Source organism: Lacibacter sp. MH-610 (assembly GCF_045780045.1).
Classification (GTDB): Bacteria; Bacteroidota; Bacteroidia; order Chitinophagales; family Chitinophagaceae; genus Lacibacter.
Genome location: NZ_CP116002.1, coordinates 3356897 through 3369103, shown reverse-complemented (window position 1 = coordinate 3369103; position 12207 = coordinate 3356897). Strand labels below are relative to the sequence as shown.

Genomic DNA, 12207 nt, shown 5'->3' with positions numbered 1-12207 from the left:
AAACTTAAAAATAAAACTACAGATGAAAAAAGAAACAGGCGTTGAGCCTTTAACCGAAAGCGGCAATGCCGCACAAGCCAGTGTTGGGCGCAGTGCCCAGCCGTTGACGCCTCAAACGGCTAACACCACAAACAAACTTTGCAAGCTGACTAGGGATAATATGTCGAATGGTGGATTTTGGATACTTGCACAGGAGAAAACTATTGTCATTTCCCGGCATCAAGACGGAAGCTCGTTGGAGGCATCAATAGAAATTCCGAAGTCGGTTTTTGATGCTTTCGTTGAGTTTTATACTAAAGGTTGATGGGCATTGCGCCCAACGTTTGACGTATTGGCGATGTGCCTGAATTGAAAAACAAAAGTTTAATAAAGTAATGCAGTTGAATAGCGATAAACAGTTTGCGGTAGCACCACAACAGGCATTTTGCCAATACGGTGTTAAGTGCAGTGCCGTAGATGGTTTATTCTATCGCTCAATAGAATTGCTGAAGAAAAGTTTTAAACAGCGGGGCGGCTGAAGTCACAGCCTCTTTGATACCTATGAGTTATGAACTGAAACATGGAGACTGCTTGGAATTGATGAAGGATATTCCTACTGGCAGTATTGATATGATACTTTGTGATTTACCTTATGGCACGACTTCAAATAAGTGGGATGCTGTGATACCGTTTGAACCGCTTTGGGGGCAATACAAGCGGATAATAAAACCGAATGGCGTAATTGCATTAACGGCTTCACAACCGTTTTCTTCTGCCCTTGTAATGAGCAATCCGAAGATGTTCAAGCATGAATGGATTTGGATAAAGAACAGAGGCGGCAACTTCGCTAACACCGTTAGAGAGCCTTTTAAGGAGCATGAGCAGGTTTTGATATTTAGCAATGGTAAATGGACGTATAACCGCCAAATGCAGGAAAGAACAGGCGCAGGAGCAGACAGGGTGAAGTATGACCTGAACTGGCGAAGCCAATCGGAAAACTACCGTGAATTTGAAGGTAGAGAAGGGCAAAGAGTTGGAGAATTAAGAGTGCCTTCTTCGTGGCAGAAGTTCAATGTTGATGTAAGTAAACTGCACCCGACTATTAAACCTGTACCACTTTTTGAATACCTTATAAAGACGTACACAAATGAAGGTGAAACGGTGTTGGATAACTGCATGGGAAGCGGCACAACGGGAGTTGCTTGCCTGAATTTGAAGCGGAATTTTATCGGGATAGAGAAGGAAGAAAAGTATTATGAGATAGCACAGAAACGACTTTCCGAATTGCTGACGAAGGAAGCAAAGGGAAGCGTGGGCGGCTGTTTAAAACTTTTCGATGATGAAGCTGCATAGAGTTCCGAAAGTGGCATTGCACTTAACGGGTTCGGGCTTGGCGAAGTGGCTGAACCCGAAGCTAAATAGAATTACTAAACTTTAAAATTAAAAACAAATGTCAAATAGAATTACTGAACAGCCATTTTGCCAAACCCGTGTTAGCGGTAGTTTTATTGTAGAGAAAGGCAATATATCTTTCTGCGATGGACACGGAACAAGGTATTGGCGTTTTATGGCAAAAGGATTAAAGCGTAAGGTTGAACACTTTATAGAAACTTTTGACAATGATTTAAAGCATAATGACAAATACCATTGTTACATTGATTATGGTGGATGTATTGGCTATCGGTCATTTGATACGAACAATTTTAAAGAAGCAGTAAGTTGGATGTTGAAGCGTCTGAAAAATTACCGCTAACGTTCTGCCAGCTTTATGCTGTGCGCTGAACATATTATTAACTCACGGCACTTGTCCGCATAGCATAAAACTGCTTGTTATGTGCCGTTAATTTTAGTCTATGAAATTATTTAAATATGGTGTAAGTGTTTTTGATAGCCGTCAAAAAAAGTACGGTGGATTTAATCACTTCATAGCAGGGAAAATATTTAGGTGGCGATTGTGTTATTTAGACATTTACCTGAAAAGAAAATTCAAATTTGAAATAGTCCACAATGATGATAACAGTTATTATGACGGCTATCATAATCACGTTTGGGTTGGTTGGGTGTTGGTGTCTTATGGCACATAACGGTTTCGGGCTTTGCGTTCGTTTTAATGCCGCCAAACCGCTGTTATAAGCTGGCTGCGGTTAATTAAAACAAAATCTCAATACGAAGCAATAAACAAAAGAATTAAAAAAAAGAAGCGATGGCAATAGAAATTAAAAACAAAGACTGCTTTGAGTTAATGGCAGAAATGCAAGATAAGAGCATAAACTTAATCTTTGCAGACCCGTGGTATTATCCCGAAAACCAAAAAACAAAAAACGCTTTTGAAGATGATGTGTTTTGGGATATTACAAAAAAATGGATGAAGGAGTTTATTAGATTGATAAAGGATGATGGGCATATATTCATAAGTTTTTCAAGTCAAAAAATGGCAAAGTTTGAGTTTTTACTTGCCGAATTTGGTGTGCCATTAAAAAGCAGAATTGTTTGGCATTATAGAAATGCTGGTGGCAGATGTGCTGACAAGGGACAATTTGGAAAAACTTATGAGATGATTTATCACATTGGTTTTGGGGATAGATTAAATTTCCCAGAAAAATGGGGTGATGAAAGATTTGATGTTTGGACTATTGCAATACCGCAAAGCAATTTCACAGATAAAAAGATACACCCATTTCAAAAGCCAATAGCACTACTTGAAAGGGTTGTTGGAATTGGCAGCAATGAAGGTGATTTAGTTTTAGACCCATTTTCAGGTAGTGGGACAACTGCATTGGCTTGCAAAAAACTAAATAGAAATTTTATTGGAAGCGAATTGAATAAAGAACATTATGAAAATAGCTTGGAACGTCTTAACCTAAACGGTTTTGAAAAAACCGAAGCGGGTGGGCTTTTTTTTAATTCTTTTCAAACGGAATTGTCAAACGAAGCAGGAACGTAGCAGCTTGCTTATAACGGTAAGGTGTTGCTGTCAGTGTGGGAATTGGCAGCACAAAAGTTAAATTAAAAAGCAAAAGATAACAATATGAACGAAAGTAAAATTGAAAACGGTCAGCCCACATTGCAGCAACACAATGTTAGGCGCAGTTTTGAGGAATGGTCTGCCGACCTTGCTAAATTAATGAAACAATATCCACTTGTACATAATAAATGGAAAGTTTCAAGATTTAGGACAATGTACAACGACGGGTTGTCAGTTAAAGAAGCATTTAGATGTTGGTTTTGCGCTCACTAATTGCGCCTAACGGTCAAAAATTGCTGTTGTGCGCCCTGAGTTTGGAGGCACGACAAACGTAAAAGGGCAAGCAACAGCAGAGGCAGACGGCGCATAATAGCAATTTCATGTTGGCCGCCGTACGGGTTTAGTGGGATGCTCTGCCGAATTTTTTGACCGTTGGACAGCCATAAGTAAAACAAAAGGAGTGATAACGGTTTGGGTTACGGCTTTCACCCCGTATGAAAAGAAATAATTTTTTAACTATTAAATTTTACAAAATGAGTTATGAAGCTCCTGCAAAAGAATCAGTAGTATTCTGGCAGACAAATGAAGAAAATGGAGTAGGTGAGCCTGCTTTGTTGATTGAATTTTACAATGATGTTATGCAGATTTCGCAAGACGGTGAACGGATTAACATCAACTATGAATCTATAAAAGATTTGGTAAAGATTTTAAGAACTGCAAATGAAAGGAAACCGTCTTGATATTTCTTTGAATTACGGGGTGAAAGTATGGCGGTCCAACGGTCGGGTATTTCTGATGTGCCTGTAATCAAGGCTTGTCAGCCCGGTAGAAAATTATTCTAAAGATGAACAAGGAACAAATGTACATAGCGGATTCGTCAGCAGGCATAGCAGAAATACCTATGTTATCTGCTGCCTTTGTCGGTCGTGTACTTGTTGCCTGTGAGTATTCAGGTCGTGTCAGAGATGCTTTTACTGCCAAAGGATGGGATGCTATTAGTTGCGATTTATTACCATCAAGAACGACAGGCAAACACTACCAGGGAAATGTTTTTGATATTATAAACGATGGCTTTGATTTATTGATAGGCTTTCCACCTTGTACTTTTATTACAAACGTTAATACAAAATGGCGTGGCGATATTGAAAGATTAAAGAAAGCATGTGATGGCATGAAGTTCTTTGCTGATTTATATTCTGCACCTATAAAAATGATTTGCCTGGAAAATCCAGTAGGCATGTTAAGTAATTGTTTTCGTAAGCCTGACCAAATTATTACACCTGTTCAATTTGGCGGCTGTGAGCAAAAGAATACGTGCCTTTGGTTGAAGGGGTTGCCAAAATTAGTGCATACAAAAACGGATAATTTATTCGAGAAAAGAACACACGGCGTTTTATCGGAAGAATTTACCAGCAATAAATCACACCGGCAAAGCCATTGGTATAACAATAATAAAAGTGAACGGTCAACAACATTTCAATCTGTCGCAAATGCAATGGCTGAACAATGGACGGCTTTTGTCTTAGGTAGCAGATAACACAAGGATTTGCGTAACAATGAATATTAAACTAATTGATAAACAAAGTAATAACTACAGGCTGCTCATTAATGAAATTGAGTGCTTATTTATACCAATGGAATTATTTACAACCGGGTTGCTGCCGGTTAAGAAATGCCTCAACAATAATTCACTTGGGTGGTATGTAAACAGAAAATTTGTGAGTTACAATCAAATTAAAAAAGCAATAAAAAACTTTAAGTAATTTTCAGGGCAACACAAACACAATGGGTAAAAAGGTAGTGTATAGGCAAAAGACGGTAGATCACGAAACGGGAGAGGTAACAGAATCGGTATCGGTTACAATGGACAAACAACCTGCACCACAGTATTGTTCTTTTTTTATGGATGCTGTACCCTATATGAAACTGATTGGAGCTATGGAAAAGGATGTGCTGTTTCAAATGGTGAAATACCTGGAATGGAACACGAACATGGTGTTTGCCAATGAGCACAACCGGATAGCGATTGCCTATGATTTGGGATTGAAGCCCAACAGTGTAGGTGTAGCAATACGGAACATGAAGAAAAAGAACATTTTGCGCCGGGTGCGTAACACGGTGTACTGGATTAACCCAAACATACTGTTTTACGGTACGCTTGTAAAGCGGGAGGAAATGCTGAAAAGCGGAATTGATTGGGAGATACGGAGTAAATAAACAGATACATTTTGTATCTTCGGTAAAATTTACCGTTATGCTTGGAGATCAGCCCCTTTCTTACCAACCGGCCAATGATGATTATGACCGCATACGCTCTAAAGGTGTGATGCGTATTGCAGCACTAGCCCAGCGATTGAATGATAATCCACGTATTGCGCCGGAGGTTTTTAAAGAGCGCATGAAAGATATTACCGATAATTATTTTTTGAGTGAAGAAGATGCCGGTGAAGTGCTCAGTGATGTGAGCATGGCTTTGAAAAAAGGCAAGACGGCTTTTGATTATGTGCGTGAAGGGCAGCCATCTTTTAGCGTAAAAACAGGCAGGTGGTTGAAGTATTTGAAAGGCGTTGACCCTAAAGAATACGAAAGCGTATGGCGCAGCGTTCATTTAAGCAGAGAAGGGCAGGAAAAACTACTGAATGATCCTACGGGGATGGTGGAGGACTACGCACCCGGGCAAAAAGAAGCCATCTTAGCCAAAGGGCAAAGGGCAAAGTTAAGTGCCAGGGAATCGGTAGATGATACAAAACCGAAAGTGGTTTTTTAAAGTATTGCAATCACATTATCAATTTTTGTAAGCAGGCTTCCATCTTCCTGCTCTAATCCGGTGTTTTTTAAATACATTACTTTATCGCCTTTTTTTACTTCTTCTACATCAGGCCCAACAGATAATATAGTACCATGAGGGTTTCTTTGGCGTGAAGGTTCAGGAATGATAATACCGCCTTTTGTTTTGGTTTCTTTTTCTCCGGGTTGCAGATGCACCCATCCTTTGAGGGGAACTAATTTTTTTGCCATGTGTTTGTGTTTGAAATTTTTGCGAAAGATACAAAATGTATCTCTATCTTTGATAGTAAAAATTGGCAGATGCACCCCGTTAGTCCCGTAAATCATGTATTTGTTAAGATGCAGGCGTATGACGATACGGTGAAAACCGAAAGCGGGGTAACACTATTCAAAGACACTACGTTTAACCCAGAGTGGAGTGCCACGCTTAGTGCAGAAGCATTGAGTGTACCAATAAAAGTGGGGCAAATTGACGGAGATACGGAAGGTGTTTTGCCTTTTGTACAGAAGGGAGATCAAATTCTTTTTCGCTACATAGTGGTGCAGCAGTTAGAGCAACGGGATAACGATACACCGATTCACCACAATCAGCATTTAATAGACGGGGAAATTTACTGGAAGGTGAATTACAGTATGATACTGGGCGTGGTGCGCAATGGTGAATTGATACCGGCACCCGGTTATGTATTTGCAAAGCCTGTGGTGAATATGCTGGAAGAAAGGAAAGGTATTTTGTACCTGCCCGACAGTGTGCGGAAACAGGAGCAGAAAGACAGGGCGGTGGTGGTGTGCAGCGGTGTGCCCAAGAAAGACAGGGCGGATTTAGAGTTGCGAAAGGACGATGTGATTGTGTACCGGCCGGGGATGGCGGAGAAATACGAGCTGAACGGGGAACAATATTTAGTAATACGGCAGGAATACATTGCCGCTAAAGAAGTGTAATGGACTTAAAAGTAGTACATGATGCTATTGATTTTTACTGTGAGAAATCGCAGTTAGGGTTTCTTTCTCCCGAACAAAAGGATGCGCAACTTGACAGGGCACAGATGTTGCGTTTTACTGAACTATTTGACAACCCCAACGAATACGGTAAAGGTGATAGTTTGGGCCGTATGCACTATGCCAAAAGCCAGAAGATTCACGACAGTTTACAGCCTTTTAAAAAAACCACCTCTTTTGTAACAGGTAATTTTAGCAGTGGGGTTTACACGCTGCCCAATGATTACCTGCATTTACTGAGCATGGATATTAACATTGCTGATGCCAATGCGCCGGGCGGCGTTACTTACCAAGCAGTAGATATTGTAAAAGAAGATGAATGGAGTGAACGCAGAAAATCTCAACTCATACCTGCATCTGCTACGAGGCCGATAGGCCGATTAATTTACACATCAAGCCCTGCGAGGGCTGTGGAGATGTTTCCTGCGCAGGGCTACGCAGGTACGCTCAATTATTTACGCAGACCGGCAAAGCCTGCATTGAGTTATACGTTAGGTGGTGCCAGTGGCCGTGAGATCACGTACAATTCAGGTGCCAGCACACAATTAGAGTGGGATGATGAGGAAGTGAACAATATCCTTTTTAAAGCACTGCAACTGTGTGGTATTAACCTGCAGAGCGGTGAGGTAATACAGTTTTTTCAACAAAAAGATGTAGCGGGGGTGTAACATGAGCACAACAAGGTACAAGTTGATTGAACAGATTAGAAGGAGGATTGCCGCTGGCGACCCTTCTTCTGCATTTACACCTGCTGTGGAGGAAGTGCGGGAGGCCATTAACCAGGTAATCAACTCCACGCTTAAAACGCAGTTTTATACGGAAACGCTGGCGGGTGGTGAAACAATACCGGAAGGGCATGTGCTGGCGTATTATGAAAACGTGGCGGTTACAACATGGAATGGCATCAGCAAAAGTACACTACCTGCTTTTCCTGTAAAGCTGCCACGTAATATGGGTGTGTACACCATTACCAAAACCAACGACCCATTTACAAGTTTTATACCGGTGCCTACGGGACAAATAAGTTTTGTACAGGCACAAAGAGGCATGAGTGATTTGCTGGGGCAGGTGGGGTATGAGGTAAGAGGTAAAGAAGTGTGGTACAATAAAAACTTACCTGCACAAAGCCCGGCGGTAACGGCGGTGAATATGCAATTGGTGGTGATGGATATAAGCCGGTACAATGATTACGAACCATTGCCCGTGCAGGCAGATATGGAAGAACTGATTATTGAACAGGTGGCGGCGAAGTGGATGGGGCAGCCTAAGAAACCACAAGTAAACGACACAACAACTGACAGAGTATGATATGGTACACCATAGATAGCATTGTAAAGCAACTACTGCTGGAACAGCGCAAGCCGATACACTGGTATTTGGAGTACCTGACACATGCTACCAGTGCGTTGAGGGAGTTACATTTTGACCACCTGAGAAGTGTAAAGACGGTGAAGCTGATACCCAACAGTTACAAAGCGGTAACGCTGCCTTGTGATTACAAGGATTGGGTGAGGGTTGGAGCGATTGCCAACGATAAGGTAAAAGCATTGGTGCAGAGCAGCAATATTAACCGGCTGAATAATTTTGATGCTTCGGGTAATAAGATCAAATGGCCGATAGATGAAAGCACTACGAGCATTGATGATTTTTATATGTGGCGCACGGATATTTATGAGTACAGTGGAGGATTTTACAACCACCGGCCTGATTTAAGCAGTACGTTTTTTAAAGTGCTGCCGGAGCGTGGGGAGATACAACTGGAAAGCAATAATGCTGATGAAGCCATTATACTGGAATACATAAGTGATGGGCTGGATGCGGATGCAGCAACCAAGGTTGACCCTTATGCTACGGATGCCATTAAAACGTATGTAATGTGGCAGGTGGAATTGAACAACAGGCAGTACAGTAAGGGTGATGCTGCTTACAGAAAAGCGCTGTATGACAGTGCAGTAAGAAGGTTACGATCAAGAAAAAATCCTTTAAGCAAAGAAGATATTTTAAATGCTGTACGTAAAGGGTACAGTGCAACGTATAAAAACTAATTGGAACCGCTCAAGAAAAAATATCTTAATGGGTTGTTGAACTGCGATGACGACTTTACGATGGTGGCACCCAATGAAATGGTGAACGCCAGTAATATCCGTTTTGGCAGTACCGATGACGGGGCAAATATGCGGTTTGAGAAAATTAAAGGCACAACGCTGGTATTTAACGGAATGGAGTATGTGGGCGGTGGTGATGCGTTTGAGTGTGTGGGGGCGTATGAAGATAAAGACCGGCAGCGGATGATTTTCTTTGCCTGGCATAACAATGTAGCTGCCAAACATGCGATTTATGCCTATGACCGAGTGGAAGATACTACCTACACTGTATTGAAAGAAGCACAGGTAGAAGGTGGGTTAGGATTTACACAAACAAAGTATATTGATGCGATTGAGATATGGGGCGACCTGTTGTTTTACACTACGGGCACGGGTGAAGTAAAAGTGATTAATATTGAACGGGGTATAAAACTCAACCATCCCTCATATACCACTACAGCCATCCCTTATGTTTCACAGTTAAAAGAAGAAGATATTGCACTGATACGCAGACCTCCGGTATATGCACCGGTTGCTACCAAGCAGATTAACAGCGCTTTGACGGTGGATAATATTGGTGATAAGGCATGGAAATTCAGTTATATCTATGAGTATATTGACTTTCAGCAGAGCGTACCCGGCACATGGAGTTTGTTGGTGCCTTTTAACAAAAAGGGCGATATACAGAATGAAATTTCTATATCCTTACCATTGGAAGAAGATGTGCCGCAAACGGTGCGGAAAGTGCGGCTGATAGCAAGGAGAATAGACACCAATGTAACCTATGTGATACGGGTGTGGGATAAAGATATTACGGCAGATGCAACGGCTATTACCACGCACAATGCGGGAACGGTGGCTGGCGACAGGCTGACTTTTGTGTTTAACAACAACAAGTACATTGAAACAGTTGCTCCTGCTATTGCAGATAAGATTGAGGATTCTGTACCAAGAAACGTACAGGCGTTGCAGGTAAACAGCGACCGGTTGTTTTTGAGCAATTTTACCACAGGCTTTGCCGGAACAGGCATCAGCAGTTTAACAATAACACAGGTAAAGCAGAATTTTGCCACAGCACCGGTTACTACTTACAATATGTATGAGGTAACGGCCATTTTCAATTTTCCCTATTCTGGCCCACCCACTTATTACTTTAGAGGTTTTTTTGTATTAAAACCAACTGATAATACCTATTGGGTAATTGAAGGAAAGTTTGCAACACAAACGGGAAGCTATCCTGCTGTAACAACACCTACCAGCCCGGTAACATTGTTTAAGAACTGCGGTACTGTTTTAGGGGGTGATATGCTAAAGCCTTTGTTTGGTAACAGTATTGTGGTAACAACATTTGCCAGTACAGCAGCGGGAACGGTGCAGGATGGCGGTGCACAGGCAGTAAACCTGCCTATGATCTTTAAAAGCAACAGCCCACGCAGCGTGGGTATTTGTTTTTACGATAAGTTTCACCGCATTATTGAAGCGGTGGTAAAAGACACCAATACATTTACCCCTAACTCCACTTTTGGAGCGGTGGCAGAAGATAAAACTACCGGCATTACCTGCACGGTAAGTAATGCAGCGGCGCTTACAGAAATACCGGAGAAAGCATTTTATTACGGATTTATTATTGGGCAGCCGTATGTAACACAAAACTTTGTAGAGTTTAAGGAAACGAATGTAAAGTACGGGAAGAAAAATGCAGATGGTACGTTTACCGTGGATTTAACCAATCCTGCTACTTCTGAATTTTTGGTGGTGAATGTAGGTAGTCTTTTAAAGAATGGTATTGGATATATCTTTCAGGAAGGAGATTTGTGCCGGGTGGCTATACAAATGACGGCGGGAGGTCAGTTGTTTACAAAGACCGTTAAAATTATTACGCAGATAGGCAGCAACCTGCTTACCGAGCTGGTGGATGTGGGCACTATTGGAGGCGCTGCAACACAGGCCAGCTTTGAAATTTATACACCGCTGCAACAGACTGAAAGTAGGTTTTACTATGAAGTGGCTAACAAGTTTGCCGTTACCAACCCGGGAACGGGCAGCCGGGCTTATTCTACATTGAGCCATACCATACCAGGAGATACCCCAATTGTGGAAAGACTGGATGCGGTAAACGGTAAATATTTTGCTGAGGCCATGAGCAGCAATGACCTGTTTAGTAAGTTTTGGTTTACCAATGCAGGCAGGCCCATTGTTATTTTTAAGGCAAGGGAAGTGGTGGAGCCTAACGTAATAAGTTGGAGTAATACAAGGTTTTTAGGAACAGAAATAAACGGCAGCAGTTCTTTTGAGGTGAACAACCGGCAATCATTACCCATTAATGCGGGGGATGTAAAAAAACTTATCAATACCAGCAGCCTGCAGGAAGAAGGTGGTGTAATGGTTGCCCTTTGCCAAAGGGAAACACTGAGCCTGTATGTGGGCAGGGCACAGGTGAGTGATGAAACGCAGTTTAGTTTGATCTTAAAAACAGATACCGTTATTGGAACCGTGAATGGACTACGTGGAAGTTTTGGAACGCTGCACCCGGAGAGTGTGGTGTTTTTTAGAGGCAACCTGTACTGGTTTGATGCCATTAACGGAGCGTTTGTGCGGTACAGTAATAACGGGCTGTTTGACATCAGCAACTACAAAATGAAAAGGGTGGCTTCTTTGCTTGCCCAACGGATGCAGATTAAAGATACAGGGGGTAATATAGCGGACGGGTTCCGGAATAAGATTGTGGGCGGTATTGATGTGCGGCATGAAGAAGTGCTATGGACGATACCAAAGGTGTTTGATACAGCACCCAAAGGAAGCCTGAGCGACTACAGCCCGGCTACAAGTTATTTTTACCCTTATGATTTGTTTGACGGCGTAAGTAAAACACTGGTGTTTAAGATACAGGCCGATAAATGGATGAGCAGCTTTTCTTTTGCGGCTGATGGCTTTTGCAGTTGTAATAACGAACTGTACAGTTTTAACCTGGGGCGATTATACAAACACAATACAGGCGCTTTTAATAGTTTTTACGGAACAACGTATAAAAGCAGGATGGCGTATGTGATTAATGAAGATGTGAACCAAACGAAGGTGTTTAAAAGCATTAATATTGAAGGCGACACAAAACCATCCTGGACGCACATGCGCACGGAGTGGCCGGTGGTGCAGAGTACGGAAATAGTAACAAGTGAATGGGTGCAAAAGGAAACGGGTTATTATGCACCGATACTGAACAGCAGACTAAGCCCCAACCCCGTAGGTGCTACAGTGAACGAAAAGATGCTGAGGGGCGAACCGATGCGGGGGCAGTTTTTGCTGGTATGTATGGATTTTGACGGCGGCGGCAGCCAGATGAATACAAGATTTTTTAATGTGTTACATAACAGGTCTTACGGCCATAAACAATAA

15 protein-coding genes are annotated in these 12207 nt (G+C 42.0%); 14 read left to right on the top strand and 1 reads right to left on the bottom strand.

All coding sequences use genetic code 11. The features are described 5' to 3' along the window. Positions 1-22: 22 nt before the first annotated feature. The 9 genes from PDL71_RS15590 (at position 23) to PDL71_RS15550 (ending at position 5711) form a co-directional block, all read left to right on the top strand. Entirely contained in the window at positions 23-304 is a 282-nt protein-coding gene (locus tag PDL71_RS15590; protein WP_407522710.1) for a hypothetical protein, read from the top strand. A 70-nt stretch (positions 305-374) separates the two neighbouring features. After that, the gene (locus tag PDL71_RS15585) at positions 375-518 is read left to right on the top strand and encodes a hypothetical protein (RefSeq protein WP_407522708.1); all 144 of its coding nucleotides are present in this window, start codon (positions 375-377) and stop codon (positions 516-518) included. 22 nt (positions 519-540) lie between these two features. Further along, positions 541-1332, top strand: a complete 792-nt coding sequence (locus tag PDL71_RS15580; protein ID WP_407522706.1) for a DNA-methyltransferase — start codon at positions 541-543, stop codon at positions 1330-1332. Between the two features lie 97 nt (positions 1333-1429). Next, positions 1430-1732, top strand: coding sequence for a hypothetical protein (locus PDL71_RS15575; RefSeq protein ID WP_407522704.1), 303 nt, complete (start codon positions 1430-1432; stop codon positions 1730-1732). 450 nt (positions 1733-2182) lie between these two features. Beyond that, positions 2183-2923 carry a DNA-methyltransferase gene (locus PDL71_RS15570; protein WP_407522703.1) on the top strand — a complete coding sequence of 247 codons (741 nt, stop codon included), beginning with the start codon at positions 2183-2185 and terminating at the stop codon, positions 2921-2923. Positions 2924-3477: 554 nt separating this feature from the next. Further along, positions 3478-3684 (top strand): hypothetical protein, encoded by a 207-nt coding sequence (locus tag PDL71_RS15565; protein ID WP_407522701.1) that lies wholly within the window; start codon positions 3478-3480, stop codon positions 3682-3684. 104 nt (positions 3685-3788) lie between these two features. Beyond that, a complete protein-coding gene (locus PDL71_RS15560) occupies positions 3789-4481 on the top strand; it encodes a hypothetical protein (RefSeq protein WP_407522699.1) in 693 nt (230 codons plus the stop codon). 248 nt (positions 4482-4729) lie between these two features. Beyond that, positions 4730-5161 carry a replication/maintenance protein RepL gene (locus tag PDL71_RS15555; RefSeq protein WP_407522697.1) on the top strand — a complete coding sequence of 144 codons (432 nt, stop codon included), beginning with the start codon at positions 4730-4732 and terminating at the stop codon, positions 5159-5161. 37 nt (positions 5162-5198) lie between these two features. After that, positions 5199-5711: a hypothetical protein gene (locus PDL71_RS15550; RefSeq protein WP_407522695.1), complete on the top strand. Its 513-nt coding sequence runs from the start codon at positions 5199-5201 to the stop codon at positions 5709-5711. Here PDL71_RS15550 and PDL71_RS15545 read toward each other — a convergent pair. After that, a complete protein-coding gene (locus PDL71_RS15545; RefSeq protein ID WP_407522693.1) occupies positions 5708-5962 on the bottom strand; it encodes a co-chaperone GroES in 255 nt (84 codons plus the stop codon). The two genes, PDL71_RS15550 and PDL71_RS15545, sit on opposite strands and share 4 nt — an antisense overlap. A gap of 69 nt (positions 5963-6031) precedes the next feature. Here PDL71_RS15545 and PDL71_RS15540 point away from each other — a divergent pair, with 69 nt between their 5' ends. The 5 genes from PDL71_RS15540 to PDL71_RS15520 are packed head-to-tail and all read left to right on the top strand — an operon-like array spanning position 6032 to position 12207. Beyond that, entirely contained in the window at positions 6032-6673 is a 642-nt protein-coding gene (locus PDL71_RS15540; RefSeq protein WP_407522691.1) for a co-chaperone GroES family protein, read from the top strand. Continuing rightward, positions 6673-7398: a hypothetical protein gene (locus PDL71_RS15535; protein WP_407522689.1), complete on the top strand. Its 726-nt coding sequence runs from the start codon at positions 6673-6675 to the stop codon at positions 7396-7398. The genes PDL71_RS15540 and PDL71_RS15535 overlap by 1 nt, the downstream gene beginning before the upstream one ends. 22 nt (positions 7399-7420) lie before the next feature. Beyond that, a complete protein-coding gene (locus tag PDL71_RS15530; RefSeq protein ID WP_407522687.1) occupies positions 7421-8038 on the top strand; it encodes a hypothetical protein in 618 nt (205 codons plus the stop codon). After that, positions 8035-8775: a hypothetical protein gene (locus tag PDL71_RS15525; protein ID WP_407522685.1), complete on the top strand. Its 741-nt coding sequence runs from the start codon at positions 8035-8037 to the stop codon at positions 8773-8775. The genes PDL71_RS15530 and PDL71_RS15525 overlap by 4 nt, the downstream gene beginning before the upstream one ends. Then, positions 8776-12207, top strand: a complete 3432-nt coding sequence (locus tag PDL71_RS15520) for a hypothetical protein (RefSeq protein ID WP_407522683.1) — start codon at positions 8776-8778, stop codon at positions 12205-12207. It begins immediately after the preceding gene.

Excerpts from the sequence above, each read along its gene's own strand:
- PDL71_RS15570 (WP_407522703.1), top strand. The coding sequence starts at position 2,183 with ATGGCAATAGAAATTAAAAACAAAGACTGCTTTGAGTTAATGGCAGAA.
- PDL71_RS15540 (WP_407522691.1), top strand. The coding sequence starts at position 6,032 with ATGCACCCCGTTAGTCCCGTAAATCATGTATTTGTTAAGATGCAGGCG.
- PDL71_RS15545 (WP_407522693.1), bottom strand. The coding sequence starts at position 5,962 with ATGGCAAAAAAATTAGTTCCCCTCAAAGGATGGGTGCATCTGCAACCC.
- PDL71_RS15535 (WP_407522689.1), top strand. The coding sequence starts at position 6,673 with ATGGACTTAAAAGTAGTACATGATGCTATTGATTTTTACTGTGAGAAA.
- PDL71_RS15550 (WP_407522695.1), top strand. The coding sequence starts at position 5,199 with ATGCTTGGAGATCAGCCCCTTTCTTACCAACCGGCCAATGATGATTAT.
- PDL71_RS15560 (WP_407522699.1), top strand. The coding sequence starts at position 3,789 with ATGAACAAGGAACAAATGTACATAGCGGATTCGTCAGCAGGCATAGCA.
- PDL71_RS15585 (WP_407522708.1), top strand. The coding sequence starts at position 375 with ATGCAGTTGAATAGCGATAAACAGTTTGCGGTAGCACCACAACAGGCA.
- PDL71_RS15590 (WP_407522710.1), top strand. The coding sequence starts at position 23 with ATGAAAAAAGAAACAGGCGTTGAGCCTTTAACCGAAAGCGGCAATGCC.
- PDL71_RS15580 (WP_407522706.1), top strand. The coding sequence starts at position 541 with ATGAGTTATGAACTGAAACATGGAGACTGCTTGGAATTGATGAAGGAT.
- PDL71_RS15565 (WP_407522701.1), top strand. The coding sequence starts at position 3,478 with ATGAGTTATGAAGCTCCTGCAAAAGAATCAGTAGTATTCTGGCAGACA.
- PDL71_RS15555 (WP_407522697.1), top strand. The coding sequence starts at position 4,730 with ATGGGTAAAAAGGTAGTGTATAGGCAAAAGACGGTAGATCACGAAACG.
- PDL71_RS15575 (WP_407522704.1), top strand. The coding sequence starts at position 1,430 with ATGTCAAATAGAATTACTGAACAGCCATTTTGCCAAACCCGTGTTAGC.
- PDL71_RS15525 (WP_407522685.1), top strand. The coding sequence starts at position 8,035 with ATGATATGGTACACCATAGATAGCATTGTAAAGCAACTACTGCTGGAA.